The sequence below is a fragment of the Methylobacterium sp. HMF5984 genome, assembly GCF_045033435.1.
GTDB lineage: Bacteria > Pseudomonadota > Alphaproteobacteria > Rhizobiales > Beijerinckiaceae > Methylobacterium.
The window spans coordinates 164,492-190,870 of sequence record NZ_JBJFLN010000001.1 but is presented as its reverse complement, the minus strand read 5'-3'; the positions used below and the strand labels follow the sequence as shown (position 1 = coordinate 190,870).

23 protein-coding genes and 1 pseudogene are annotated in these 26,379 nt (G+C 72.7%); 14 read left to right on the top strand and 10 right to left on the bottom strand.

Annotation, left to right across the window (positions count from 1 at the left end):
- Window positions 1-99 precede the first annotated feature (99 nt).
- Window positions 100-324: a hypothetical protein gene (locus ACFZ8E_RS00910; protein ID WP_405041721.1), complete on the bottom strand. Its 225-nt coding sequence runs from the start codon at window positions 322-324 to the stop codon at window positions 100-102.
- A 362-nt stretch (window positions 325-686) separates the two neighbouring features.
- Here ACFZ8E_RS00910 and hemA point away from each other — a divergent pair, with 362 nt between their 5' ends.
- Window positions 687-2,021, top strand: coding sequence for a 5-aminolevulinate synthase (gene hemA / locus ACFZ8E_RS00905; RefSeq protein WP_243938781.1), 1,335 nt, complete (start codon window positions 687-689; stop codon window positions 2,019-2,021).
- A gap of 27 nt (window positions 2,022-2,048) precedes the next feature.
- Here the strand turns inward: hemA and ACFZ8E_RS00900 are convergent, their stop codons facing one another.
- Window positions 2,049-2,633 carry a DUF2059 domain-containing protein gene (locus tag ACFZ8E_RS00900; protein ID WP_243989362.1) on the bottom strand — a complete coding sequence of 195 codons (585 nt, stop codon included), beginning with the start codon at window positions 2,631-2,633 and terminating at the stop codon, window positions 2,049-2,051.
- 159 nt (window positions 2,634-2,792) lie between these two features.
- On the opposite strand from ACFZ8E_RS00900, the gene ACFZ8E_RS00895 reads away from it, so the two are divergent.
- Window positions 2,793-3,350, top strand: a complete 558-nt coding sequence (locus ACFZ8E_RS00895) for a DUF4337 domain-containing protein (RefSeq protein ID WP_147729230.1) — start codon at window positions 2,793-2,795, stop codon at window positions 3,348-3,350.
- 10 nt (window positions 3,351-3,360) lie between these two features.
- Here ACFZ8E_RS00895 and ACFZ8E_RS00890 read toward each other — a convergent pair whose 3' ends face one another.
- The gene (locus ACFZ8E_RS00890; protein ID WP_187275586.1) at window positions 3,361-3,666 is read right to left on the bottom strand and encodes a hypothetical protein; all 306 of its coding nucleotides are present in this window, start codon (window positions 3,664-3,666) and stop codon (window positions 3,361-3,363) included.
- Between the two features lie 92 nt (window positions 3,667-3,758).
- Window positions 3,759-4,838, bottom strand: a complete 1,080-nt coding sequence (locus tag ACFZ8E_RS00885; RefSeq protein ID WP_405041720.1) for an acyltransferase family protein — start codon at window positions 4,836-4,838, stop codon at window positions 3,759-3,761.
- Window positions 4,839-5,251: 413 nt separating this feature from the next.
- Here ACFZ8E_RS00885 and ACFZ8E_RS00880 point away from each other — a divergent pair, with 413 nt between their 5' ends.
- From ACFZ8E_RS00880 to ACFZ8E_RS00865, 4 genes are all read left to right on the top strand, one after another.
- Window positions 5,252-5,491 (top strand): DUF6894 family protein, encoded by a 240-nt coding sequence (locus tag ACFZ8E_RS00880; RefSeq protein ID WP_147728815.1) that lies wholly within the window; start codon window positions 5,252-5,254, stop codon window positions 5,489-5,491.
- 353 nt (window positions 5,492-5,844) lie between these two features.
- On the top strand, window positions 5,845-8,064 hold the full coding sequence (locus tag ACFZ8E_RS00875) for a TonB-dependent siderophore receptor (protein WP_405041719.1): 2,220 nt from the start codon (window positions 5,845-5,847) through the stop codon (window positions 8,062-8,064).
- Window positions 8,065-8,692: 628 nt separating this feature from the next.
- On the top strand, window positions 8,693-10,267 hold the full coding sequence (locus tag ACFZ8E_RS00870; RefSeq protein ID WP_405044304.1) for a murein L,D-transpeptidase: 1,575 nt from the start codon (window positions 8,693-8,695) through the stop codon (window positions 10,265-10,267).
- Window positions 10,268-10,449: 182 nt separating this feature from the next.
- Window positions 10,450-10,983 carry a Dps family protein gene (locus ACFZ8E_RS00865; protein WP_147729700.1) on the top strand — a complete coding sequence of 178 codons (534 nt, stop codon included), beginning with the start codon at window positions 10,450-10,452 and terminating at the stop codon, window positions 10,981-10,983.
- Window positions 10,984-11,040: 57 nt separating this feature from the next.
- Here ACFZ8E_RS00865 and ACFZ8E_RS00860 read toward each other — a convergent pair whose 3' ends face one another.
- Together ACFZ8E_RS00860 and ACFZ8E_RS00855 are read right to left on the bottom strand one after the other, a co-directional pair.
- Window positions 11,041-11,226 carry a helix-turn-helix domain-containing protein gene (locus tag ACFZ8E_RS00860; RefSeq protein WP_405044303.1) on the bottom strand — a complete coding sequence of 62 codons (186 nt, stop codon included), beginning with the start codon at window positions 11,224-11,226 and terminating at the stop codon, window positions 11,041-11,043.
- A 189-nt stretch (window positions 11,227-11,415) separates the two neighbouring features.
- Window positions 11,416-14,061, bottom strand: coding sequence for a bifunctional acetate--CoA ligase family protein/GNAT family N-acetyltransferase (locus ACFZ8E_RS00855; RefSeq protein WP_405041718.1), 2,646 nt, complete (start codon window positions 14,059-14,061; stop codon window positions 11,416-11,418).
- 666 nt (window positions 14,062-14,727) lie between these two features.
- On the opposite strand from ACFZ8E_RS00855, the gene ACFZ8E_RS00850 reads away from it, so the two are divergent.
- Window positions 14,728-15,219 carry a MucR family transcriptional regulator gene (locus ACFZ8E_RS00850; RefSeq protein WP_279596385.1) on the top strand — a complete coding sequence of 164 codons (492 nt, stop codon included), beginning with the start codon at window positions 14,728-14,730 and terminating at the stop codon, window positions 15,217-15,219.
- 299 nt (window positions 15,220-15,518) lie between these two features.
- Window positions 15,519-16,289, top strand: coding sequence for a restriction endonuclease (locus tag ACFZ8E_RS00845; RefSeq protein WP_147860280.1), 771 nt, complete (start codon window positions 15,519-15,521; stop codon window positions 16,287-16,289).
- A gap of 123 nt (window positions 16,290-16,412) precedes the next feature.
- On the opposite strand, the gene ACFZ8E_RS00840 is transcribed toward ACFZ8E_RS00845, so the two are convergent.
- Both ACFZ8E_RS00840 and ACFZ8E_RS00835 read right to left on the bottom strand, forming a co-directional pair.
- Window positions 16,413-18,086 (bottom strand): formate--tetrahydrofolate ligase, encoded by a 1,674-nt coding sequence (locus ACFZ8E_RS00840; RefSeq protein ID WP_243938792.1) that lies wholly within the window; start codon window positions 18,084-18,086, stop codon window positions 16,413-16,415.
- A 198-nt stretch (window positions 18,087-18,284) separates the two neighbouring features.
- Complete coding sequence (locus tag ACFZ8E_RS00835) at window positions 18,285-18,503, bottom strand: heavy-metal-associated domain-containing protein (RefSeq protein WP_147729049.1); 219 nt, start codon at window positions 18,501-18,503, stop codon at window positions 18,285-18,287.
- Window positions 18,504-18,814: 311 nt separating this feature from the next.
- Here ACFZ8E_RS00835 and ACFZ8E_RS00830 point away from each other — a divergent pair, with 311 nt between their 5' ends.
- Complete coding sequence (locus ACFZ8E_RS00830) at window positions 18,815-20,239, top strand: EAL domain-containing protein (protein ID WP_243938842.1); 1,425 nt, start codon at window positions 18,815-18,817, stop codon at window positions 20,237-20,239.
- Between the two features lie 88 nt (window positions 20,240-20,327).
- Here the strand turns inward: ACFZ8E_RS00830 and ACFZ8E_RS00825 are convergent.
- Both ACFZ8E_RS00825 and ACFZ8E_RS00820 read right to left on the bottom strand, forming a co-directional pair.
- Window positions 20,328-20,492: pseudogene (locus tag ACFZ8E_RS00825) on the bottom strand (DUF3368 domain-containing protein); the annotation flags it as partial.
- A 289-nt stretch (window positions 20,493-20,781) separates the two neighbouring features.
- Window positions 20,782-21,039 carry a UPF0175 family protein gene (locus ACFZ8E_RS00820; RefSeq protein ID WP_147729952.1) on the bottom strand — a complete coding sequence of 86 codons (258 nt, stop codon included), beginning with the start codon at window positions 21,037-21,039 and terminating at the stop codon, window positions 20,782-20,784.
- Window positions 21,040-21,160: 121 nt separating this feature from the next.
- Between ACFZ8E_RS00820 and ACFZ8E_RS00815 the strand changes: the two genes are divergently transcribed.
- The 5 genes from ACFZ8E_RS00815 to ACFZ8E_RS00795 all read left to right on the top strand — a co-directional run bounded on the left by ACFZ8E_RS00815 (window position 21,161) and on the right by ACFZ8E_RS00795 (window position 26,246).
- A complete protein-coding gene (locus ACFZ8E_RS00815; RefSeq protein ID WP_405041717.1) occupies window positions 21,161-22,045 on the top strand; it encodes a TIGR01459 family HAD-type hydrolase in 885 nt (294 codons plus the stop codon).
- A gap of 146 nt (window positions 22,046-22,191) precedes the next feature.
- Window positions 22,192-23,193: a helix-turn-helix domain-containing protein gene (locus ACFZ8E_RS00810; protein ID WP_405041716.1), complete on the top strand. Its 1,002-nt coding sequence runs from the start codon at window positions 22,192-22,194 to the stop codon at window positions 23,191-23,193.
- A 644-nt stretch (window positions 23,194-23,837) separates the two neighbouring features.
- Window positions 23,838-24,071 carry a hypothetical protein gene (locus ACFZ8E_RS00805; protein ID WP_147730013.1) on the top strand — a complete coding sequence of 78 codons (234 nt, stop codon included), beginning with the start codon at window positions 23,838-23,840 and terminating at the stop codon, window positions 24,069-24,071.
- Window positions 24,072-24,240: 169 nt separating this feature from the next.
- Entirely contained in the window at window positions 24,241-24,444 is a 204-nt protein-coding gene (locus tag ACFZ8E_RS00800) for a hypothetical protein (protein ID WP_147844666.1), read from the top strand.
- A 44-nt stretch (window positions 24,445-24,488) separates the two neighbouring features.
- Window positions 24,489-26,246 (top strand): carbamoyltransferase, encoded by a 1,758-nt coding sequence (locus ACFZ8E_RS00795; RefSeq protein ID WP_405041715.1) that lies wholly within the window; start codon window positions 24,489-24,491, stop codon window positions 26,244-26,246.
- Window positions 26,247-26,379: the final 133 nt, after the last annotated feature.

The following is a 26,379-nucleotide window of genomic DNA, read 5'->3' as shown; positions in this document are numbered from 1 at the left end:
AGGCCCCTTGACGAGCCCGGCGAAACGCGTCCCGCGTCGTGCAAGAGGCGGCTCGACGGGCTCGGGCTGCGGACGCAGCGCCGATGCCTCGCGTGCCGCCTACGACGACGGCGCGTCCGACGGGGCCGGGTCGCGGTCGTCCGGCGGCTCGGCGGCGTCCTCCGCCGCGACCTGCCCCTCCTCCTGCGCCGCCTCTTGCCCCGCCGCCTCTTGCCCCGCCGCCGGCTCGCCCCGGCCGCGGACCTGGCGCTTGCGCCGCCGCAGGTTCTCGCGCAGGGCCGCCTTGAGGCGGGCGGCCCGGGCCTCGTCGTTCTTCGTCGTCATGCGTCACGCGACCCATCGTCGCCTTCGACTCCTAGATCGTCCGCCGGCACCTCACAATCCATCCGTCGGGGCGATGGCCCCGGCGGCGTTCAAAGGGTCGCTCGAATGCCGGCGGCGGCCCCCCGTCGGCCTGCAAGGCAGGGATGACGCCCCGTCACCTTGAACCGATTCCAGATCCGGCTGTATCTTCCGGTCCGACGGCGCCACGCGACGCCGCCGGATTCCTCTCCACCCGATGCGCGATCGGGCGCGCCGGACCGTACCGGTCCTCGGCCGCGCCTCCCCGCATCCCGAACAGGCCCGGCCGACGACGATCCCGCGCCTCGGCGCATCCGACGCCCGGCCAGCCCCCAAGGACATCCATGCCCGAGACCCGGCCCGCCTCCACACCGGCCCCCACGCACGCGCACGGTTCCGAACGCGGCTCGGGCTCCGTGCAGGGCCAGATCGCGGCGCGGCGGGTGGATTACGAGGCGCATTTCCGCGGCGCGCTGGAGCGCCTGCACGGCGAGCGCCGCTACCGGGTGTTCGCCGACATCGAGCGCATCGCGGGCCGCTTCCCGATCGCGAACTGGCGCCGGCCGGACGGGGCGACCTCGGAGATCACCGTGTGGTGCTCGAACGACTACCTCGGCATGGGCCAGCACCCGGAGGTGGTCTCCGCGCTCACCGACACGGCCAAGCGCTGCGGCGTCGGCGCCGGCGGCACCCGCAACATCGCCGGCAACAACTCGCCGCTGGTCGACCTCGAGCGCGAGCTCGCCGACCTGCACGGCAAGGAGGCGGGCCTGGTCTTCACCTCGGGCTACGTCTCGAACCAGGCCGGCATCTCCACCATCGCCAAGCTGATCCCGGACTGCCTGATCCTGTCGGACGCGTTCAACCACAACTCGATGATCGAAGGCGTGCGCCACGCGGGCTGCGAGAAGCGGATCTTCCGCCACAACGACCTCGCGCACCTGGAAGCGCTGCTGGTCGAGGCGGCCGGCCGCAACGTGCTGATCGCCTTCGAGAGCGTCTACTCGATGGACGGCGACGTGGCGCCGATCGGCGCGATCTGCGACCTCGCCGAGCGGTACGGCGCGATGACCTACCTCGACGAGGTCCACGCGGTCGGCCTCTACGGGCCGCGCGGCGGCGGCATGGCCGAGCGCGAGGGCGTGATGCACCGGGTCGACGTGATCGAGGGCACGCTGGCCAAGGGGTTCGGCTGCGTCGGCGGCTACATCACCGGCTCGGCCGCGCTCTGCGACGCGGTGCGGAGCTTCGCCCCCGGCTTCATCTTCACCACGGCGATCCCGCCGGCGATCGCCGCCGCCGCGCGCGCCTCGGTGCGCTACCTCAAGCGCTCGACGGCCGAGCGCGAGGCGCACCAGCGCCAGGCCGCCGCGACCAAGCGCGCGCTGGAGGAGGCCGGCCTGCCGGTGCTCGCCACCGAGACGCACATCGTGCCGGTGATGGTGGGCGACGCCGAGCTGTGCAAGGCGGCCGCCGACCACCTGCTCGAGCGCCACGCGATCTACATCCAGCCGATCAACTACCCGACGGTGCCGCGCGGCACCGAGCGCCTGCGCATCACCCCCTCGCCGTTCCACGACGCCGCCCGCATCGCCACCCTGACGGCGGCGCTGGTCGAGACCTGGGACACCCTCGACCTGCCGCGCGCCGGCACGGTGTTCGCGCAGGCGGCGGAGTAGGCGGGCGCCGCCGGAAGAGCCGGAGGCTCAGTTCGGCTTCGGCTTGTTCCCGCCCGGCACCCAGCCGTGCGCCTCGGCGGTCGCGGCGAGCTTCGCCTGCATCTCGCCGGCCAGGCTGCCGATCCAGTGCTGCATGCCCGTCAGCTGCGCCTGGGCCAACTGCGGCTGCGCCTTGGCCATGTTGCGGCCGGCCGGCGTGTCGTAGAACGCGGCGATGGCCTCCAGGTCCGCCTTCGACAGCACGGCCGCGAACGAGATCGCCTGCAGGTTGAGCAGCTCGTCGTAATGCTCGGAGAGGATCGGCATGATCACCTCCTGCACCATGACCTTGGCCCGATCGGGCTGCTTGAGCCCCATCTGCTGGACCATCGCCGTCATCGGCGCGGTCATCGCCTGGAGCGTGGTGTCGCGATCGCCCTGGGCGCGGGCGACCACCGCCTTTGCCGCCGCCAGGCGGGCCGGATCGAGGGTGACTTGAGGCGTGACCTGGGAAGGGACTTGGGAAGGGACTTGGGGAGCGACTTGGGGAACCGCCTTCTGCGGCGCCTGGGCGCGGGCGGGTCCCGCCAGCCCGAGGGCGAGGGCCATGAAGGTGAGGCTGGCGATGCGCATCACGCGTCCTCCGGAGACGAAAACCGCCGGCCGCGAATCGGGCCGCGCCGAAGCATAGGCGGTGCCGGCGGATCGGCCTAAAAGCTCGGCCGCGTTGCATCCGCGCGCCGGATGCGCTGTGACTGCGCCCGCACGAATCGAACGGGGAGCGTTGAGCGGATGTCGGGTGGTCACGGAGCGGGCGGGACGTCGAACAAGCGCGTCGCGCTGCTGATCTCGGTGCTGGCGCTGTTCCTCGCCTTCAGCGAGACGCTGGGCAAGGCGGCGCAGACCGACGCGATCGGCGCCAACGTCGAGGCGGCCAACCAGTGGGCGTTCTTCCAGGCGCGCACCATCCGCGCCACGGTGCTCAAGACCGCCGACGAGGCGGTGGCCCTGGTGCCGCCGGGGCCGAACCAGGACGCGATCGCGGCCAAGCGCGCCGAGTGGGCGAAGACGATGGCGCGCTGGGATTCCGAGCCCGCCACCGGCGAGGGGCGCAAGGAACTCGCCGAGAAGGCGAAGACCGCGCAGAACAACCGCGACCTCTCGCTGCTGCGCTACCACCATTACGAGCTGGCCTCGGCCGCCTTCCAGATCGGCATCGTGCTGGCCTCGGCCGAGGTGATCACCGGCATCGTCGCCCTGGTCTTCGCCGGCGGCCTGCTCGGCGCGGCCGGCGCGGTGCTGCTCGGCTTCGGCTACCTCGCGCCGCACGCCCTGCCGTTCCTCCACTGAGGGGACGGCCTCACCGGTCGCCGAACCAGTCGTCGAACCCCGGCTCGATGCACCGGTAGCCGACGAAGCAGCTCGGGTCGGTGCGCGTCGGCGCGTAGGCGGATCGCGTCACCTCCGTCGCCGCGCAGAAGCTGCGGTCGCGGACGAAGCGGTCGTAGGTCGGGCCGCCGGTGCCGAGCACGATGCCGCCGGCGCGGGCGACGGCGCCGCGGGCCTGCGCGCAGGTGAGCGTCGTGGTGTCGACGCGCTGCGCCTGGGCCGGGCCGGCGGCGGCCAGCAGGCCTGCGGCGAGCAGCAGGGGGACGGCGAGAAGCAGGAGAGCGGCGATCGGCGGGCGGGTTGCGATCGGGCGGCGCACGGGCGGTCTCCTTCGGTGTGCCGGAGGAACGCCGCGGGCCGCCGCGCGGTTCAGGCCGCCCGGCGCGCGGGGTCGGCGAGGCTCGGCTCCGGCGGCCGGCCGGACGGGGCGAGCAGGCGCCGGCGCAGCCGGGCGCAGGGGCGCTCCACCGCGACCTGCATCAGCGCGCAGAGGGCGAGCGTCGGCACCAGGCCGGCGGCGATCAGCACGAGCGGGCCCGAGCCCGGCCGCAGATGCAGCAGCAGCGCGATCACCGTCGGGTGCACCAGGTAGAAGCTGTAGGAGTACAGCCCGAGCCGGCGCATCGGCGCGGAGCCCAGGGCCCGCACGACCCATCCGCGCCCCTGAAGCGCCGCCGAGAACGGCACGAGCAGCGCCGCGCTCTGCAGGGTGTAGCGCAGGGTCTCGCGGAAGGCGGGGTCGCGCACCGCGAGGGTGGCGAGGATCACGGCGCCCGCCGCCGCCACGTGCCAGGGTTTCGGCCGCCAGGCGCGGTCGGCCGGGATCACCGGGTTGTTCCACAGGCCGAGGCAGCAGCCGAACAGGATCGCGTCGATGCGGGTGTGGGTCCAGGAGTAGTTCAGGCTGTAGTCGGCGAGCCGCCACACGTTGAGGCCGCGGATCGCCAGCACCGCGCCGCACAGCGCCAGGCACGCCACGGCCGCCCGCCGCGGCGACAGGCGCCCGAGCCACGCGAGGTAGGCCAGCGGGAACAGCAGGTAGAAGTGCTCCTCGATGGCGAGGCTCCACAGCGGCACCGGCAGCACCCGCTCGGTGCCGAGAAGGTCGGGATAGTTCGTCAGGAACGTCGCCTGCCCGAGCACCGCCGCCGCGTCGACCGGCATCCAGTCGAGCAGCCCGAGCCCGTGGAGCAGGCCGGACAACGCCAGCGCCAGGTACATCGGCGGCAGGATGCGCAAGCTTCGGCGCAGGTAGAACGCCGGCAGCGAGACCGTCCCGGTCCGCCCCCGCTCGATCCGCAGCAGCGTGGTGATCAGGTAGCCCGACAGGAAGAAGAACACCGTGACGCCGAAGCCGCCGGGCACGACGTGGCTCAGCCCGCAATGGGCGACGTAGACGATGGCGATCGCCAGCGCCCGAACCCCGTCGAGCTGCGGCAGGTAGGGCATCGCGGGCGGGACCGGGGCGGTGGGGCTCGGGATGGCAGGCTCCTCGCGGATCTTTCGACGATCGCCGGACAGGACAAGCAGGAAACCGGAAATTTTCCGTCCGCGCCATCCGCGCCGGCGCCGGAGGCGGGCGCCGCATCGTCCCTCCCCTTTCGTGGGGGAAGGGTGGGCCTCGGCTCACGCCAGGGTCGGGAAAGGAGGGACGAGGCGCGCGAATCTCCGCGAGGCTATCGCACCGTCCGCACGGGGATCGGGCCAATACATCGGCCGGTTCGTGCGCCGCCGCCGCATGCGACACTCGCGCGGTTGCCGTCCCAGTCGGGATGTATACGATTCTGCCATCGCGGCCCCAGTATTCGGCGCTCCGCGCCTGAGAGACGGATGCGCTCCCGCCTTCCACGCGTGGACAGCCTGTGCCCCGCTACTTCTTCGACATCCACGACGGCTTCCACCAGCGCGACGACGTGGGCACCTTGTGCGAGGACGTGCAGGCCGCCGCGCTCCAGGCCAAGCGCCTGCTGCCCGCCATCGCCGTCGACGAGAGCCCGGCCGAGGGCGAGCGCCAGACCATCACCGTGGTCGTGACGGACGAGGACGGATACGCCGTCTACTCGGCCGCCCTCGCCTTCGTCGGCACCTGGCTCCTGCGCTGACCGCGGCGCCTGCGCCGACCAAAGGCCTGCGCGCGCAGCTTGACCCTGTGAAAGGCCGCGAAGGGCGATGAACGGAAGTCGGCTTGGCGCTTGAAAGCCGACATTCGATTTCGTGCCCCGCTCGCTCGGCTCGCGCCGGCGGGCGCGGGGCAGGTCGCTCACGGCCCGAACCCTCTCGGATGCCCTGCGCCTCGGCCTCGACGAGGGGCATTCGCCCACTTTGAATTTAGAATATTTTCAGATTTGAACTGTTTTAAGTGTGTGATCTATAACACGTTTTTGGCTTGCTCGCGGATCCGTGAAGGACGATCACACGGGTACTGCGCTCGTCCGAGCGCGCGCCAGCGTGATCCATGTCCCACCGCTCCTCGCTCCTCCCCGTCCTTCTCACCACCACAATCCTCGCCGGTCCCGTGGTGGCACAAGATGGCACCGTTCAGCTCAACGAGATCTCGGTCGAGGCGGTGGGACCCGGCAACGCCGCGCCGGCATCGGCCGGCTCCGGCGGTCTCAACGTCAGCGCCGGCGACGGCGGCACGGCCGCCACCAGCGGCGGCGGTGGCGGCCCCTCCGGGATCACCGGCTACACCGCGCGCGTCGCCACGGCCGCCACCAAAACCAACACCCCGCTGATCGAGGCCCCGCAATCGGTCTCGGTGGTCACCCGAGAGCAGCTGAACGACCGCAACGTCCAGACGTTCACCGACGCGGTCAACTACGTCCCGGGCGCCATTTCCGCCCGGTCGGGCTTCGACCCGCGCTTCGATCAGATCTTCATCCGCGGCTTCGACGTGCTCACCAACCAGGGCATCTATCGTGACGGCCTGCGCGTGATCGGCAGCGGCTTCGCCTTTCCCAAAAGCGAGCCCTACGGCGCCGAGGCGCTGACCATCCTCCGCGGCCCGGCCTCCGGCCTCTACGGCCTCGGATCGCCCGGCGGCATCCTCGATATCACGAGCAAGCGCCCCGTCTTCGTGCCGTTCGGCGAGGTGCAGTTCCAAGCCGGCAGCTTCGGACGCTTCCAGGGCAATTTCGACGTCGGCGGCCCGGTCGAGGGTTCGGACGGCACCATGGCCTACCGCCTCACCGGCGTACGCCGCGAGGCCGGCACCTTCATCGGCCTCGGCACGAACGACGACCAGCTCAACATCGCGCCCGCCTTCACCTGGAAGCCGTCGGCCGACACGACGTTCACGTTCCTGAGCGAGTTCCAGGTCACCAACACGCCGGCGGCGACGTTCTTCTACAACGACCCGGGCTTCCGGGTATCCAACTTCTACCAGGGTGATCCGCGCTTCATCGGCCTCGACCAGACCCAGTATCGGGTCGGTTACGCCTTCGAGCATTTCTTCACGCCGGACCTGGTTTTCCGCCAGAACTTCCGGCATTACGGGCTGTTCCTCAGCGCGAAGTACGTCGATATCAACAACGTCAACGACGCGCGCACGATCGGCACCCGCGACACCGGCTATATCCGCGAGGGCCTGGTGCAGCAGACGCTGGACAACCAGCTGGAGGCGCGCTTCGCCACCGGCCCGGTCGCTCACACCGTGGTCGGCGGCGTCGACTACGCCCGGTACAGCCTGAGCGCGCGCTTCGGCTTCGGCCTCGCCCCGGACCTGAACCTCACCCCCCGGAACTACGGCCAGCAGTTCATCGCGACGCCGCCTCTTGGGTCCGCCTCGCGCCAGACCCAGGATCAGGTCGGCGTCTACCTGCAGGATCAGGCCAAGTTCGGCGACTTCATCCTGACCGTGAACGGGCGCCACGATTGGGTCTTCCAGGACAACTACGCCACGCCCGACAGCGCGGTCTCGCGCCAGGACAACAGCGCCTTCACCGGCCGGGTCGGCCTGGGCTACGTTCTGGCGCCAGGGCTGGTTCCGTACGCGAGCTATGCCACGACCTTCACCCCGCAGGTCGGCCAGGACCGAAACGGACAGGCGTTCAAGCCGACCACGGGCGACCAGATCGAGGCGGGGGTGAAGTACCTGATTCCCGGGACCAACATCCAGACGGCGTTTGCCGGCTTCGACATCAACCAGTCGAGCATCCTGATCCCCGACGCGAGCAACATCGCGTTCCAGACCGCTGGCGGTGCCGTACGCTCGAAGGGCTTCGAGGCCGAGGCGACCGCCAACCTCGCGCCGGGCACGAACCTGACCATCGCCTACACGCATGTCGACATCCGGTTCGTGAACTCGACCTCGTTTGCCGGCGAGTCCCTCAACGGGAACCGCGTCTCCGGCATCCCCAGCGACACCTACGCGTCGTTCCTGACTTATGCCTTCCCGCCCGCCTCGGCCTTGCGCGGGCTGCAGATCGGCGGCGGCATCCGCTACATCGGCTCAAGCTACGCGGATGATCAGAACACCGTGCGCAATACCGCCGTGACGCTCTACGACGCCCTCGTTGCCTACGACTTCGCCGCGCTCGACCCGAAGTACAAAGGCTTCCGCGCGCAGATCAACGGCTACAACATCTTCAACCGAAACTACACGACCTGTTCGTTCGGTTTCTGCAACTTCAATCAGCCGGCAACGGTCATCGGCAGCCTGATCTATCGGTGGTGAGAAGGCTCGCCTCCGGCGGTCGGGGATCGAGACGCCGCGCGCAGCGCCGACACGACGACCGAAGTCCGCATGGTGGCCTGCACTCGAAACGACGTGTGGGCGAGGCCGTGACGCGCCCGAGATCGGCCTGACCCCGAGCCACCACGCCCCCTTTGCCTCGCTCGACTCCCGAAGCGCGCAGCGTCTCGGCCTGAAACCGTCGCGGTCGCGTCGGCATCGGCCGTATGTCCGCAACCGTGGCGGCCTGATCCTTCCCGGTCGCCAGGACCTCGGGCGCCAGGACCTCGGTCGCTAGGACCTCGGTCGCCAGGACGAAGTGCTCGCTTGGGACGGCGACAGCCTCGATCTCGCTCCTGTCGAGCGACTTCTGCCCGTCATGGCCGATCGGCACGCTTCGATGCCGCGAACGATGGAACGTATGAGCGGTGGAGAGAGGGTCGCATCGGGCGCCGACCATACGGGCGGTCGGCAGATCTTCCGCGGATCTGAAACGCATCGAACGTGACCCTCGCGCAGCCAAGCCGATGGGGGCCGAACCCTCGGGCGGCCACAAGGGATCGGTAACCATCGGGCCGGCATGATCCGGCTCGGAACCGCCCGGTCGCGGGACCGAGATCGGGGTTGCGTGATGTTCTCTGCCGCCTTCCTGCGCGCGGGCCTGTCGCCGCTGGCGCTCGCCGCCGCGCTGAGCGCCGCGGCCGCGCAAGGCGCGCCGCCGCCCGCCGCGATGCCCGCCCCGGCGCAGCCCGCGCCCGCCCTGCCCGCCGTGCCGCCATCCGCACCGCAGGGCGTGCCGGCGTCGGCACCGCTCGCGGCCGCCGCCCCGGAGGCGGCGTCCCGCGAGGCGGGGAAGCGCAAGCCCGAGCCGGAGCTGGTCTACGCCACCGTCTCGGCCGACCCGCGCCCGACGCTGACGCAGAAGACCTTCACCGACACCCTGCGCGCGGCCGACCTGTACCAGGCCTTCGCCGATGCCGGCGGCTGGGCGCCGGTGCCCGAGAGCACGGTGTTCAAGCCGGGCGCGTCGAACCCGGCGATCCCGGCGCTGCGCCACCACCTCACGCTCACCGGCGACCTGCCCGCCGACGCGCCCCCGAGCGACCGGCTCGATCCGCCGCTGGTCGCGGCGGTGACGGCGTTCCAGGCCCGCCACGGCCTGCCGGAATCCGGGCTGATCGGCCGGCTGACGATCGCCGCGCTCAACGTGCCGGCCTCCGTCCGCCAGCGCCAGCTCGCGGCCTCGGCGGCGCGGCTGATGGGCTCGAAGTTCCCGTTCGGCGAGCGCTACGTCGTCGTCAACATCCCGGCGGCCACCGTCGAGGCGGTGGAGAACGGCCAGGTCGCGCGCCGCTACGTCGCCGTGGTCGGCAAGCCCGACAAGGCGACCCCCAGCGTCGAGACCCGGATCACCGACATCAACTTCAACCCGACCTGGACGGTGCCGGTCTCGGTGGTGAAGAACGAGATCATCCCGCGGATGCGCAAGGAGCCGGGCTATCTCGCCAAGAACCACATCCGCATCCTCGGCCCCGGCGGCGTCGAGGTCGACCCGACGGCGGTGAACTGGAACACCGAGAAGGCGGTCGCCTACACGCTGCGCCAGGATTCCGGCTTCGACAACTCGCTCGGCCAGGTGCGGATCGACATGCCGAACCGCTTCGCGGTCTACATGCACGACACGCCCTCGAAATCGCTGTTTTCGCGCAACGTCCGCTTCCACAGCCACGGCTGCGTCCGCGTCGGCGGGGTCAAGGAGCTGGTCGGCTGGCTGCTCCAGGGCGTCGAGGGGCCGAACGGGCCGGGCTCGGCCTGGGGCCCGATCGAGATCGAGACCGGCATCGCCGACGGCGAGCGCCGCGACCTCAAGCTGGTCAAGCCCGTCCCCGTCACCTTCGTCTACCTCACCGGCTACGCCACGCCGGACGGCCGCGTCCATTTCCGCGACGACATCTACGGGTTGGATACGCCGGGCGGGCCGGTGCCCTCGGCGGCGACCGAGCCGGCCGCCACCGGCGCGATCGCGCCGCGCGCCACGATCCGCCCGGCCAAGCCCGACCAGCGCCCGCCGGTGGCCGCCGACCTCAAGCCGGCGGTCGCGCCCCGGGCTGCCGTGCCCGCGCCCGCGCGGCCGGCGCCGCGGCCGCAGGCGACGCAGTTCGGCGACGGGCCGGCCCCGCGGCCGCCGGGCGCGATCCCGAACTGAGCGGACCCGTGCCGCCGCCTGGAATGGTTCCAGCCTGTGCACCGGCGGCACCCCTGCCCCGCGCCGCGGGCCGGCCCTGGAACAATCGCCGCCACCGCTCATTCTGCCGGGTGAGGGATGCCGGGGCCGTCGCGGCGGCCGCCCGGCGTCCGCCCCCGACAGACCCAAACGGAGCGACCACCATGGCGAAGGCCAAGCCCATCACCCGCATCGAGAGCGATCGCCTCAACACCCCGACCGACCTCGACCCGGCCGACACCAAGAAGATCGCCGAGGGCCTCGCGGTCCTGACCTCGGACCTGTTCGCCCTCTACATCAAGACCAAGAACTTCCACTGGCACATGAGCGGCCCGAACTTCCGCGACTACCACCTGCTGCTCGACGAGCAGGGCGAGCAGATCTTCGCGATCATCGACGACGTGGCCGAGCGCGCCCGCAAGATCGGCGGCACCGCGCTGAAGTCGCTGGGCCAGGCGAAGTCGCTGACCCGCGTCGCCGACAACGACGCGGAGTACGTCTCGCCGCTCGACATGCTGCGCGAGCTGCGCGACGACAACAAGACGCTCACCGCCAACATGCGCGAGCTGCACGAGGTCACCGACGAGGCCAACGACGTCTCGACCACCTCGCTGCTCGAGGAGTGGATCGACCAGTCCGAGGAACGCACCTGGTTCCTCTACGAGTCGACCCGCAACGCCACCGAGGGCGGCCACTGATCTCTTACGCGTGACGCGAGATGCGGCCCCGCTTCCGATGAGGAGGCGGGGCTTTTTTCATGGCGCCCGCGGCGTCCCGAGCATGCGCAGCGCATGGGCGGGATCTGCGGCCACCAGGGTCAGCAGCGTGCGCGCCGCGGGATCGGGCGGCGTGCGGCCCTGTTCCCAGTTCCGCACCGTCCTGATCGGAAACCGGAGCAGGGCGGCGAAAGCGGCCTGCGTCAGGCCCAGGGTCCGCCGCAGGTCGTGGGGAGGCGGAACCAGCCGGTAGCCCTCGGCCTCCGTATCGGGGTCGTCGCCGTCGGCGACGGCCTGCGCGCGGATCTCCGCTTCCGTCGTCGCCAGGATGCGCGCGCGGTCGATATCCGGCGGCGACGCGAGGAGGTCCGTCAGCGATGTCCGAGCCGATGTGCGAGTCAGGGCCGTCTCCCCTCACCCCCGCAACCCCAGCCGCACCTTCACCACCCCGACGTCGTCCGGGTCGCGGCTCTGCGCGAAGCCGAGGCGGCGGCACACGGCGAGCATCGCGCGGTTCTCGGCGAGCACCGTGCCCTCGACGGTGCCGATGCCTTCCGAGCGCGCCCAGTCGAGCATGAGCCGCATCAGGGCGAGCGCGAGGCCGGTGCCGCGGGCCTCGGAGCGGACGAGGATCGCGTACTCGCCGCTGGTGCCGTCGGCGTTGGCGTGCAGGCGCACCGCCCCGAGCATGCGCTTCGCCCCCTCGCCGGCGCCCGCCTCGGTCTCGTCGAGGGCGACGAAGGCGATGGCGCGGGCGTAGTCGAGCTGGGTCAGGCGGGCGAGGAAGGCGTGGCTGAAGTCGCGCACCGGGGCGAAGAAGCGCAGCCGCACGTCCTCCGGGTCGATCGTGGCGAAGAAGGCCCGGAACAGCGGCTCGTCCTCGGGCCGCACCGGGCGCACGGCGATCGCCCGGCCCTTCAGCGTCAGCGCCCGCACCCATTCGGCGGGATAGGGCCGGATCGCGAAGCGCGGATGGCCGCCGGCCCGGCGCGGGCTGGCGCGCAGGCGCACCCGGGCGTCGAGGGCGACGACGCCGTCGGCGTCGGCGAGCAGCGGGTTGATGTCGAGCTCGCGCACGTCCGGCAGGTCGGCGGCGAGCTGGGCGAGCTTCACCAGCGTCAGCGCGATCGCGCCGCGGTCGACCGCCGGCACGTCGCGATAGGCGGCGAGCCGCCGGGCGACGCGGGTGCGGCCGATGAGGTCGTCGGCGAGCGCGAGGTCGAGGGGCGGCAGGCCGAGGGCCCGGTCGTCGATCACCTCCACCGCCGTGCCGCCGCGGCCGAACACCACCACGGGCCCGAAGACCGGATCCTCGGCGAGTCCCGCGATCAGCTCGCGGCGCTGGCCCTTGCGCACCATCGGCTGCACGGCGAACCCCGTGACCCGGGCATCGGGCCGCTCGCGCCGGGCGCGCACCAAAATCTTCCGCGCGGCGTCGCGGACGTCCTGCTCGCTGGTGAGGTCGAGGTGGACGCCGCCGATGTCGGACTTGTGCACCACGTCGGGCGAGACGACCTTCAGCGCCACCGTGCCGCCGGCGGCGATGATCGTCCAGGCGGCCGCCGCCGCCGCGTCGATGTCGGGGGCGAGCGTCAGCGGCACGGTCTCGATGCCGTAGGCCGCAAGCAGGCCGGCGACCGCGACCGGATCGAGCCACGCCGCCCCCTGCCGCAGGGCGGCGGCGACGATCGCCTCGGCGGCCGCGGTGTCGGGCGAGAAGTCGCGCGGCAGCGAATCCGGCGTGCGCATCAGGTCGTCCTGCGCCTCGCGGTAGCGCACCAGGTGCAGGAAGCCCTCGATCGCCTCGGAATCGGTGGCGAAGTGGGGGATGCCGGCGCCGGCCAGGATCGCCGCGGCCGCCTCGCCGTGGGACACCGCGAAGACCGGCTTCTTGCGCGCCTGCCCGCGCCGCGCCCGCGTCACCGTGTCGGCGACGGCCTGCGCCACCGCGGCCGCGTCCGAGCGGGCGGTGGGGACGTGGACGGTCAGCACCGCGTCGCCGGCATGGTCGGCCAGCATCGGCGCGAGGGCGGCGGCGTAGGCCGGCCCGTCGGCGGTGATGCCGAGATCGACCACCGGCCCGTCCGCCGGGACGCCGCCGCGGTCGGCGAGCCGGTCGGCGGCGAGCAGGCCGATGCCGCGGCCGTTGGTGAGGATCGCGAGGCGCTTGCCCGCGAACGGGCGCTGGTGCGACAGGGTCTCGGCGGCCGAGAACATCGCGTCGAGATCCTCGACCGCCAGCAGGCCCGCCCGGCGGAACGCGGCGGCGTAGACTGCGTCGGGCCGGGCCAGGGCGCCGGTATGGGTCTCGGGGTTCCGCCCGTCGCGGGCATGGCGGCCGGCGCGCAGGATCACCACCGGCTTGGTGCGCGCGGCGGCGCGGGCGGCGGACATGAAGCGGCGGGCGTCCGACACCCCGTCGAGGCACAGCAGGATCGCCCGGGTGCGCAGGCAGTTGGCGAAGTGGTCGAGGCAGTCGGCGATGTCGACGTCGCAGGCGCTGCCGAGCGCCATCACCGCCGAGAACCCGGCCCCGTGCCGGGCGCCCCACTCGACGATCGCCCCGGCGACCGTGCCCGATTGCGAGACCAGGGCGAGGTCGCCCGCCCGCGGCGCGCGGGCGAGCAGGCTGGCGTCGAGCCGGTGGCCCGGCACCGCGAGGCCGGCGCTGTCGGGCCCGAGCAGGCGCAGGCCGTGCTCCCGCGCGATCCGCGCCGCGCGCGGGCCGGGATCGTCCGGCTCGGTGCCGAGGCCGGCGGTGAGCAGGATCGCGGCGCGCACGCCCGCCCGCCCGGCCTCCGCGACGATCCCGGGGATGCTCTCGGGCGGGCTCGCCACCACGGCGAGGTCGGGCACCGCCGGCAGGTCGGCGATCCGCGCCACGCAGGGCACGCCGTCGGCCTCGGCATCCTGCGGGTGGACCGGGTGGACCGGCCCGGGAAAGCCGCCCGCGCGGATCTTGTCGAACACCGCGCGCCCGAGCGAGCCGGCGCGGGCGCCGGCGCCGACCACGGCGACCGAGCGCGGGGTGAGCAGGGCCTCGAAGCGGTAGGTGCTCACGCGGGGCCTCCGAGCGGGGGGCCGGCCGCCCGGCGGAAGGCGGTCACGGCCGGTCCATCGGCATCATGCGATCCTTCTCGTCTGCCCGCCCGGTCGCGAATCGACGGGGGCGGGCCGATCGTCCGGTGCGCCCGCCTCTTCAACAGAGCAACCCGCGCCAGGGCAAGTCCTCATGTCGGCGCGCGCGGCGGCACGACCGGTCGCGCGGGTGCGGCCGCGCGGACCGGCGGCTCGGGAGCACCGGCAGGCCCTGGCCGCTCCGCCGCCGCCCGCGCAGGATCGCTCGCGATCTCGTTGCGGACACAACGAAGTTTTCAAGCCCGAGGCCGGAATCGAAAGAGGGTATTGGCGCGCCGGGACGGAAAAGCAGGCGACTAATACCGAATCCGCGAAGGCTCCGGCCGTCTCGACGACCGGCTCCGCCATTGGACACCAGCGCCGCAGGGGGTCGGACTGGACTCCGGGTGCGGCGCTACACTCGTTTTTTTGTGTTGGAAGCCTTTCCATCAAGTTTAATCGAACGGAAACAGACCTTGCGCATTGCGTTGAGATGTTAGACATCATAGCCGCCTTGCCTGAACAAGCTGGCGTCAGCTGAAAATTTCCCAACCCTTGGGCTGCGTTGACGTCGGACGTGTCGAGGGAAGTCGGACCGGGGAACGATCGATGATGAACGACAACGGCATGGAACCGGATTACATCGCTCTGGCGGCAGAGATCGTGTCGGCCTTCGTGAGCAAGAATTCCGTTCCGGTCCCGGAATTGAACGGGCTCATCGTCTCGGTGCACACGACGCTGGCCCAGCTGGGGAACGGCGCCGCCGCCGAGAAGGTCGAGCCGCCGACGCCCGCGGTCTCGATCAAGCGCTCGGTCACGCCGGACTTCATCATCTGCCTGGAGGACGGGAAGAAGTTCAAGTCGCTGAAGCGCCACCTGCGCACGCGCTACGACATGACCCCCGACGCGTATCGCACCAAGTGGAACTTGGCGGCCGACTACCCGATGGTCGCGCCGAACTACGCCGCCGCCCGCTCCGAGCTCGCCAAGACGATGGGCCTCGGCCAGCAGCGTCGCAAGACCCGCGGCAAGGCCGCGCCCGAGGCGGCCGTCGCTCCGGCCCCGCGCCGCAGCCGAGGCCGCAGCGCCGCCGAGGGCTGATCGCCGGGTCCTTCCGATCGCCCGGTCGGGCCCGGCAGAACCCGCGTCCCGTCCCCCATGGGAGACGGGCGGGTTGCGGGGCACGACCCGTCCGGGTGGGTCATGCCCCTCGCCCCGGCCCTCTCCTCCGGGAGGGGGAGCCGGACAGCGCGACGCGATCCACTCGCGGGCGCCCGCCCTCGGGAAATCCACAGCTTTCCGCGGCGCTCGCCGGGCCGATTCAGGGATCGGGCATCGCCGGGTGCGATGGCTGTCGGCGAGGAGCCGGCCGGTGGGGCCGGCCGCGTGAGGCGTCGTTCATGCCCGGCCAGCCCAGCCTCGTCGCCCGCCTGTTCTGGATCGCGGTGGTCGGCGGCGGCCTGTCGCTCCGGTACGGGCGCGGCGGCCTCCTGCTCTCGGGCGCGGCGCTCGGCCTCGTCCTGCTGCGCCATCTCGGGCGGCCCCGGCGCTTCCGCGCCCGGGTGCGCAAGCTCGCCCGCCGCCACGCCCGGACGCTCGCCCTGCGCCGCCGGCAGGAAAGCTTCGTCGACGCCTACGGCAACCGCATCGTCGACGGCTGGCTGCGCGAGCGCGACTACTTCGTCGCGCGCACCGTGGTGCCGGACCTGACCGCGCGCGGCTTCGCGGACCTGTGCGCGGCGCGGGCGGACACGATCCTGTCCATCGTCGAGGCGGTGGCCGAGGCGGTGGACCTGCCCGAGGACGACGCGGCGCCCGAGGAGGGCGTGCCCTACGAGCGGTTCTGCGCCGCGCGGCTCGAGCGCGCCGGCTGGCGCACGCACCCGACCCCGGCGAGCGGCGACCAGGGCGCCGACATCGTCGCCGAGCAGGGCCGCACCCGCCTCGTCGTGCAGTGCAAGCGCTACGGCCGCCCGGTCGGCAACGCCGCGGTGCAGGAGGCGGCCGCCGCCGCCCGCTACTGGTCCGGCGACATGGCCGCCGTGGTTACGAATGCCGGCTTCACCCCCGCCGCCCGCAAGCTCGCCGCCGCCACCGACGTGCTGCTGCTGCACCACGACGATCTCGACGACCTGCGCCCGATGCGGACCGTCCTGGCCGCGCGGGGCTGACGGCTCTTCTCCTCTTCCCTCCCCCGACGGATCTCGGGCTTGCCCGAGGTCCGCACCCCGTGTGCCCAAGTCGGGCAGGCCCGACTTGGGTGCGGGGGAGGGAAAGACGCGGCGCGTGCGCCCCTAGAACAGCCCGTCGATCTGGCCGTTCGCGTCGAGGCGGATCGTGTCGGCGGCCGGCACCCGCGGCAGGCCCGGCATGGTCATGATCTCTCCGCAGATCACCACGACGAAGCCGGCCCCGGCCGAGAGGCGCACGTCGCGCACCGCGACCACGTGGCCCTCGGGGGCGCCGATCAGGGTCGGGTCGGTCGAGAACGAGTATTGGGTCTTGGCCATGCAGACCGGCAGGTGGCCGTAGCCGTCCTTCTCGAAGGTGGCGAGCTTGCCCGCCGCCTTGGACTCGATCTGGATGTCGGCGGCGCCGTAGAGCTTGGTCGCGATCGCCTTGACCTTGTCCGACAGCTTGGCCTCGGCCTCGTAGGTGTAGGCGATCGGCTTCGGCGCGCCCTGGGAGAGCGCCACCACCGCATGGGCCAGGGCCTCGGCGCCGGCGCCGCCCTCCGCCCAGTGCTTGCAGGTGATCGCCTCGACGTCGAGGCGTTCGCGACAGAGGTCGCGCAGCTTGGCGTGCTCGGCATCGGTGTCGGCGTGGAAGTGGTTGACCGCCACCACCACCGGCAGGCCGAAGCCGCGCACGTTGGCGACGTGGCGCGCCAGGTTGGCGAACCCCTTCTCGAGGGCGTCGACGTTCTCGGCCCCGAGGTCCTTCTTGTTGACCCCGCCGTGCATCTTCAGCGCCCGCACCGTGGCGACGATGACCACCGCGGACGGCGACAGGCCGGCCTGCCGGCACTTGATGTCCAGGAACTTCTCCGCGCCGAGGTCGGCGCCGAAGCCGGCTTCCGTCACGGTGTAGTCGGCGAGCCTGAGGCCGGCGCGGGTGGCGATCACCGAGTTGCAGCCGTGGGCGATGTTGGCGAAGGGGCCGCCGTGGATCAGCGCCGGGTTGCCCTCCAGCGTCTGCACCAGGTTCGGCTGCAGCGCGTCCTTCAGCAGCACCGTCATCGCGCCGGTGGCCTTGATGTCCTTCAGGGTCACGAGCTTGCGGTCGCGGGTCTCGGCGACGACGATGCGGCCGAGGCGCTCCTCGAGGTCGGCGAGGTCCTTGGCGAGGCAGAACACCGCCATGACCTCGGAGGCCACGGTGATGTCGAAGCCGTCTTCCCGCGGAAACCCGTTGGCGACGCCGCCGAGCGACTGGGTGATCGCGCGCAGCGCCCGGTCGTTCATGTCGACGACCCGGCGCCAGTGGATGCGGCGCACGTCGATGTTGAGCTCGTTGGCCCAGTAGACGTGGTTGTCGATCAGCGCCGCGGCGAGCGCGTGCGCCGAGGTGATGGCGTGGAAGTCGCCGGTGAAGTGCAGGTTGATCTGCTCCATCGGCACGACCTGGGCCTTGCCGCCGCCGGCCGCGCCGCCCTTCATGCCGAAGCAGGGCCCGAGCGAGGGCTCGCGCAGGCAGATCATGGTCTTCCGGCCGATGCGGTTCAGCGCGTCGCCGAGGCCGACCGTCGTCGTGGTCTTGCCCTCGCCCGCCGGCGTCGGCGAGATCGCGGTGACGAGGATCAGCTTGCCCTCGGGCTTGCCCTCGAGCCCGCCGATGAAGCCGTGATCGAGCTTGGCGATGTGCTTGCCGTAATTGTGCAGGGCGTCGTCGGGGATGCCGAGCTTCTCGGCGACCTGCGCGATCGGCTGCAACGTCGCCGCGCGGGCGATCTCGATGTCGGAGGGCATGGTTTCCTCAACCTTTGGCACGAGGGCGTCGTGTGGCGTCCGGTTTTGTCCGCGGCGTCCGTTCAAGCCGGCGTTGTGCCGTGCGACGGGCGCAAGACCAAGCGCAACGCCCGGCCGATTCCGACATTTTGCGTCAGCTCCGGTCGAAAAGCGCGTCGAAATTATTCGCTGCGCCGACAAATTCGATTTGGCGCGCCTTCAGCCGGTCATCGCGGTGGCGGTGTAGCCGGCCTTGGTCAGCGCCTCGGCCAGCACGAGGCTCTGGGCCGAGGTCCGGATCGCGACGCGCTCGTGCGCCCGGTCGACCGCGACCTCCGCCGCCGGATCGATCCGCTGGACGATGCGGCGCACCGACGCCTCGCACCCGCCGCAGGTCATGCCCTCGACCCGCATCAGAAGTTCGCCCTGCGCGTCCATGCCGTCGCTCCGTCGATCGATCGCCTGCCACCGATCTCGGGCGCCGGGCCGGGCGCGGCAAGGGCGGAGCAGGGCGAGGATTGGGCGCGCGAAGCCGCAAGCGGGCGAAAAAACTTCCGGATGTCACACTCGCGGAAAACCGCCGCGCCGGCTCACCTGCGCGCTTGCGGCTCCGCGGGCCCTCGGCGACAAAAGGGCTCCGCGGCCCCGATCAGGCAGGCCCGGGCTCCCCCCCGAATCCAGGCAAGAAGGCACCCGTGGCGAACCGACCCACAGCCCGGAGGATCGGCCGGCATGCGGGCCTGTGGTCGATGGGTCTGCTCGGCCTCGTTGCGCTCGCGCCGCTCGCCGCCCTGATGCCCACGGTCGGCGCGCTCGCGCTCGGGGGGCTCGCCGCGTTCGGCGCGCTCGCGGCCCATGCCCGTGCGAGCGGGCTGAAGGCACGCTGCGACAAGCTCTCGGCCGAGCTCGACACCCTGTCGAAGCGCCTGCTCAAGGCCGAGGCGGCCGGCCGGGCCGATCCGGCGCAGGCCGGGCTGCCCCGCGACGTCGAGGAGCTGACCGTCGAGATCGGCCTGCTCAGCGGCATCGTGCGCGACCTCGCGGCCGTGGTCGGCACGCAGGACGGCGAGGTCGCGCGGCTGAAGCAGCAGGCCGCCGACCTGGCCGCCTCGAAGCCGGCGCCCGCCCCGGAACCGCCGCCGGCCCCAACCTTCGCATCGGCCCCCGCCTACGCGCCGGCCCCCGCCTACGCGCCGCCGCCCGCCTCGGTTCAGCCGCCGGCCTACGTGCCGCCCGCGGCGCCGGAGCCCGAGCGGGCGCCGATGCCGGTGCCGCGCCTCTTCCCGCCGCGCGCCCTGCCCCGGGCGGACGCGGCCGCCCGGGGCTCGACCGAGGACGAGGCGGTGATCGCGGCCTTCGACGGCGACGGCCTCGAGGTCCACCTCCAGCCGCTGGTGACGCTGCCGCAGCGCAAGGTCGCGTCCTACGAGGCCCTGGCCCGCCTGAGGCTCGCCGGCGCGGTGCTGACGCCGGAGGCGTTCCTGCCGGTGCTGGAGCGGCACGGCCGCTCGACCGAGCTCGACCGGCGCATGCTGCAGCGGGTCGCCACCATCGCCCGCCACCTCGTCGGCCGCGGCAGCGAGGCGGCGGTGGCCTACGGCCTGTCGCCGCTCTCGCTCTACGAGCCCGGGTTCCTGCGCGGGATCGCGCGGCTGGTCGCGGCCGAGCCGGCCCTGGCCGGCCGACTCGTCGTCGCCCTGCCGCAGGCGAGCTGGCGCAACCTCGACGCCGAGCAGGCCGGCGCCGTCGCCGCGCTCAAGGGCCGGGTCGGCTTCACCCTCGACCGGCCGGCGGACCTGCGCTTCGACGCCGCGGCGCTGGCGGGCTACGGCGTCGGCCAGGTCAAGGTCCCCGCCGGCCTGCTGCTGCGTCCCGGCCCGGCCCGGCGCAGCCTGTCGGACATCGCGATCGAGGACCTCGTCACCGCGCTCGCGCGGGCCGGCATCCGCCTGGTCGCGACCGACGTCGCGGCCGAATCCGACGTGCCCGACCTGATCGACCTCGACGTGCCGTTCGCGCAGGGGCCGGTCTTCGCCCCGCCGCGCCCGGTGCGGGCCGACGTGCTCGCCGCGCAGGCCCCGCCGGTCCCCTCCGCCCCCCCGACCCCGGACGACCCGCCCGAGCCGACGCCGGAGCGCCGCCCGTTCCGGGCCTTCCTGCGCCGGGCGAGCTAGAGGGGTCGTACCCGATCCGGAGGGTCCCTTCGGGATGGCAGATCGGGGGGAAGCCGTGCCAGGGGCGAGGATGCCGGGCGAGCAGGGCCTCGAACAGCGCCGGGCGGCAGCGGAAATTGGTCGCCCGGAGCCGTGAGACGGCGTCGAGCACATCGAGGAGGCCGCGCCGCACGGCGAGGTCGACGATGCCGAGCGTGCCCGTGACGGCGACCCCCCTGGCCCGGGCGGCGGCGACGCCGGCACGGCCATCCATGAGGATCAGGTCCGCCCCGAGCGCCGTCGCCAGCCGGATGGCTTCCCATTCCCCGGCATCCAGTGGCCCGAGCGACGGGTCCGACCCGACCGGATCGGGCTCGACCGCGGGCCAGGCCGGCGGCGCCGACATCCAGCGTCGCACGGCCGCGGGAGCTTCGGGATGGCGCAACTCCCGGCATACCGTGTCGGGGATCGCGACCCCGGCCAGCAGCGTCGGCAGCACCGCGATAAGGTCGATCAGCACGAGATAATGGATCGGCCCGGCATCGGCGACGGCACGCAACGGATCACAGGCCGAGGCGGTCGAGATCGCGGCGGTCGTCGTCCAGGTCGGTGAGGTCGTAGTCGACGAAGACGTTGCGGGCCTTGAGGAAGGCGTCGAGCGCCGCACGGGTGCCGAACCCGAGCAGCGTGCGCAACTCGGGGGGCGTCAGCCGCCCGGCACGAAACTCCTCGACCGCGAAGGCCTCCAGCGCGCGGCGCGCGAGGTCGCCGCCATCCGCGGCGAGGCGGCGGGCGAGGTCGTCGGGAATCGGGACCGTCACGTTCCCGCCGCGAGGCTACGCCGGGTCGCCCGATCCCGCAAAGCCCCGCGCGATTGCCAACCCCGGCCGGCGCGCCTAACCCGGCCGGCGCCTTCCCCGACAGATCCGCCCGAGACCGCCGATGCCCGATCCGATCCCGACGCTGCCCGGCCTGTCCGGCATCGCGGATGCCTACGACCTGATCCTGTGCGACGTCTGGGGCGTGCTGCACGACGGCACCCGCGCCCACACCGCCGCCGGCGCGGCGCTGATCGCCTTCCGCGAGCGGCCCGGCCCGCGCCCGCGCCGGGTGGTGCTGGTCTCGAACGCGCCCCGCCCCTGGGCCGGCGTGCAGCGCATCCTCGACGGCTACGGCGTGCCGCGCGCCGCCTACGACGCGATCCTGACCTCGGGCGACCTCACCCGCGGGCTGATCGCCCGGCGGCCGGGCGCGCGGATCCACCATCTCGGCCCGGAGCGCGACGGCCCGATCTTCGAGGGGCTCGACCTCACGCTGGTGCCGGCCGACGCCTGCGATCTCGTAGTCAACACCGGCCTGTTCGACGACGCCACCGAGACGGCCGAGGATTACCGGGCGACGCTGGCCGCGCTGAGGGCCCGCGACGTGCCGATGATCTGCGCCAACCCCGACCTCGTGGTCGAGCGCAACGGCCTGCTCATCCCCTGCGCCGGCCTGCTGGCCGAGGCCTATGCCGCGATCGGCGGCGCGGTGACCTATGCCGGCAAGCCGCACCGGCCGGTCTACGAGGCCGCGCTCGCGCTCGCCGCCGGCCTCGACGCGGGCGCCGCGCCCGATCCCGCCCGCGTCCTGGCGGTGGGCGACGCGATCCGCACCGACATCGCCGGCGCGCGCGGGTTCGGCATCGCCAGCCTGCTCGTCGCCCGCGGCATCCACGCCGAGGAGCTCGGCGTCTCGGCCGCCCACCACACCCTCGGCGACGTCGCCGCCTGGCTCGCGCGCCAGCCGGTGCAGCCCGACGCGGTGATCGAGCGGCTCGCCTGGTAGCCCGCCGGCCGCAACACGGCCCGCGCACGGCGGTGCGCGGTTTTGGGGCGGTCGATCGCCCCGGCGGCACAGCCGATCCCCACTTCGAGTTGCCCGACGATGCGCCGCCCCGCTTCCACGCCGCCCCGATCGGTCAGGCCCCTCGGATGAGCGGTCTCGCCCAGCGCGATCCGGCGGCCTGGCGCTCCCAGGACCGCATCGTCGCGCGCATCGGCTCGCTGCGGCAGCTCCAGCTGTTCAACGATCGCGGCGGCATCGCCGTCAACTTCGACATCCTGCGCTCGGCGGCGCCCGACATCCGCATCGCCGGCAGCCAGAGCGAGACCTTCAGCCTGTGGGAGACCGCCTCGGCGAGCGGATTCGTCACCAAGCCGAAATTCGACGCCGACCTCGTCACCATCCGCTTCGTCACGAGCGGCAGCATCGCCTACCGCTACCGGGCCGGCGAGGCCATCGGCCTGCCCTCCCACGCCACGCTGGTCGGCTTCGAGGACCTGCGCGAGGTCCAGGCCTCGAGCAGGTTCGGCGCCATCGGCGGGACGATCCCGGTCGCGGCCCTGACGGCCGCCGACGCGGCGCTGACGGGCGGCGGCGACCGCGGCTTCGCGCCGCTCGCGCCGATCGCCGCGATGACGACCCCCGGCGTGCAGATGCTGTTCTGCACCCTGCGGCAGATCCATGCGCACAGCCACGGACCGAGCCGGCGCGGGAACCTGATCATCCCGTTGATCCAGGAGATCCTGAGCTACCAGCTGCTCTCGGTCTGGCCGAAGCGGGACATGCCGGCGCCGCAGGAGAGCCAGGACGTGCCGCTCCGGCGCATCCGCGCCGCCCTCGACTACATCGAGGCGCACCTGTCCGACCCGCTGACGCTGGCCGACATCGCGGCCGCGGCCGGGATCAGCGTCCGCTCGCTGCAGGACAGGTTCCGGCAGGCGATCGGGCAGACGCCGGTGCAGTTCATCATCGATCGCCGCCTGCGGAAGGTCCACCACGACCTGACCGCGCGCGGCGGCGCGACGCTCTCGATCGCCGAGGTCGCGGCGCGGTGGGGGTTCGTCCACATGAGCGATTTCGGGCAGCGCTACCGGCGGCTGTACGGCTGCGCGCCGTCCGAGACGCGGCGCGACGCCGGCCGGCCGCGCTGAATGCGCCCCGGGCGGTGAGGGGCCCGCGGCGCTTCGGCCGCGGGCCCGGATGCGGAGGCCTGCCGGCCGAGCGCCGGGGCCCTATCCGGGCTGGCTATCAATATAGCGCAAGACAGTATAAATATCGCGCGAATTTGACACTTATAGTTTAAAATCGGATACCAACGTATGTGAGTGCAACTTCGATCCCATTTTGGATTCGATATCCGGTCTCTCATCGATCGGCGGTCTCGAGGGCAGGTCCAAATCCTGCATCGTCGCCGGATCGGAGCTGCCGAATATATAGCGAACGGTCTTTGTAAGGTATTTATTCAAAATATACTGTAACTCATAGATCGATTATCCTACGCACCTCGAGCGCGTCGCACGGGAACCCGCATGCTGGATCTTGCGAACAACGATGCCTGCACCCGCAAGACGATCCCGGCTCGTCCGCCGGCGGATCGCGATGCGGCCGTGACGACGCCCGGTCCGACCGCAGGCGCCGCCATGGCCCCCCGCGGCCGGCGCACGATGCAACCCGCGCACCGGCCGGGTCGCCCGGGCGCGGGCCGGCGCCCGACCCGGCCTGCCGCATGCCGGCCTTCCGCGCCGTCCCACGCACGCCGGGCCGCGTGATGCCGATGCCCGATCGAGATCGACGCATGACAGAACTCCTGCCGTCGGAGCGCACCGCTCAGACGCTGAAGCGCATCGCCACGGCCCTGGGCTGCACCGTCGAGGAGCTGGTGAGCACCCGGGAGGGCGGCTGCCCGGCCCAGGAAACCCGGGAGCTGCTGACGCTGTGGGACGCGATCCGCAGCGACGCGGACCGCCGGATCGTGCTCGACACCGCCCGCGAGGTCGTGCGGGCGCAGGAGGCCTCCGCCGCGCCCTGAGGCCGGCGGCGGCTCCCGCGGCCAAGCCGCCACCTTATGATCGAGCGGCCGACTCGGGGCCAAGCGGCCAGGTTACGGCCAAGCTGCCATCTTGCGGCCCAGCCCGCCCCGGATGCTGTCGCCGACGGTCGCCGTCCGGACGAGGGCGGGACCACGAGGGGGCATCCCGATGACCGAATCCGTGCCGGCCCGCGCCGTGAAGGCCCACGACGAGCAGCGCCTGGAGCGCTCCGTCGCCGCGACGCTGCGGGTGATCGCCGCCGCCCATGCCGAGCGCGAGGCGCCTCCCGTCCACGCCGCCCGCCGGCGCCTCGGCGAGGTCTACGGCGCGACCCGCCTCGCCCGCCGGCTGGAGCGGGCGCAGCGCGCCTGACGGGAGGTTGCCGGGTCGGCGCCGCGGCGCTAACCCGATCCGCGATGCGGTATTATCTCGGCCTCGCCACCACCTTCCACGACCCGGCGCTCGCGCTGATCGGGCCCGACGGCACGGTCCTGTTCGCCGAGGGCGCCGAGCGCTTCCTGCAATACAAGCGCGCCCCGAACTGCGAGCCGGACCCGGCCACCCGCATGGTCGGGCTGCTCGCCGAGCTCGTGCCGGAAGGCTCCGAGCTCGTCGTCGCCTCGACCTGGGGCCAGCAATTCACCGAGTTCCTCGAGGGGCAGGGGCGCGCCGGCGCCTTCACCCTCGAGGCCCTGGGCCGGCACGCGCCGGTACTCAACCGCTCGTTCGTGCCCGAGCGCGCCGAGCGCATCTTCGTGGCCGAGATGGCGATCGCCCAGGCGCGCGCCGGCTACGGCACGCTGCTGGCCCTCGACCAGGAGACGCGGGGCCGCGGCGGCGCGGCGCGCGCGCGGATCGTGCGGCAGGACCGCTTCCCCCACCACCTCACCCACGCCGCCTACGCCCTGTGGGGCAGCCCGTTCTCGGACGCGACCGCGGTGATCGTCGACGGCATGGGCGAGACCGGCGCAGCCGCGCTCTACCGGATGGAGGCGGGTCGCATCGCCGAGGTGCGGCGCCACCGCGGCCGCGGCTCGGTCGGCTTCCTCTACGGACTCGTCACGGACCTCGCCGGCTTCGACCAGCTCAAGGGCGAGGAATGGAAGATCATGGGGCTCGCGCCCTACGGCCGCTCCGATCCCGCGCTCGTCGCGCAGCTGCGCCGCCTGTACACGGCGGAGGGCGGCCGCCTGAAGTTCACCGACGACGCCACCGTGCGCGACGTGGTCGCGACGATCCTGAGCCGCCGCCCGGCCGATCTCGGCGAGGCCGGCTGGGCCGATCTCGCCAGGAGCGGCCAGGAGGTGTTTTCGGAGTTGATGGACATCCTCGTCGCCGAGGCCTGGGCGCTCAGCCCGCACGAGAACCTGGTGATCGCCGGCGGCTGCGGCCTCAACTCCTCCTACAACGGGCGGGTGCTCGAGCGCTCGAGCTTTTCCCGCCTGCACGTGCCGTCCGCGCCGGGCGACGACGGCAACGCCGTCGGCGCGGCCTGGCTCGCCTACGCCGCCGACAACCCGGGCTGGACCGGGCCGGCGCCGGAGGCGCGCCCGCTCACCCCCTATCTCGGCTCGCGCGTCTCGACCGCGCCGATGGAGCGGCTGGCCGAGTGGGAGCCGCGCGCGCGCAAGGTCGGCCATGCGGCGGCGACCCGGGAGGCGGCGCGGATCCTCGCGGCCGGCGGCCTCGTCGGCTGGGTCCAGGGCCGGGCCGAGTTCGGCCCGCGCTCGCTCGGCAACCGCTCGATCCTCGCCGACCCGCGGCCGGCGGGCGCGAAGGACGCGCTCAACGCTAAGGTGAAGTACCGCGAGGCCTTCCGGCCCTTCGCCCCCTCGATCCTGGCCGAGGCCGGCCCCGACTGGTTCGAGGCCTACGCCGACAGCCCGTACATGGAGCGCACCCTGGTCTGGCGCGAATCCAAGCGCGACCAGGTCCCGGCGGTGGTGCACGCCGACGGCACCGGCCGGCTCCAGAGCGTGACGCCGGCGCGCAACCCGGCCTACGCCGCGCTGATCGCCGCCTTCGCCGAGATCACCGGCGTGCCGATCCTGCTCAACACCAGCTTCAACGTGATGGGCAAGCCGATCCTCCACACGGCGGAGGACGCGATCCTGATGTTCACCACCACCGGCCTCGACGCCCTGGTGGTGGAGGACTGGATCGTGGTGAAGTGAGGGGTCGGTCGACGCGCGGGAGCCTTACAGGACCATGGCGGTGCGCCCCGCGCGCATCCCCTCGCCCCGCACGCGGGGAGAGGGCCGCGACGACCCTGTCGTCGGCGCGGCGAGGCGGCAGCCGACGGTGAGG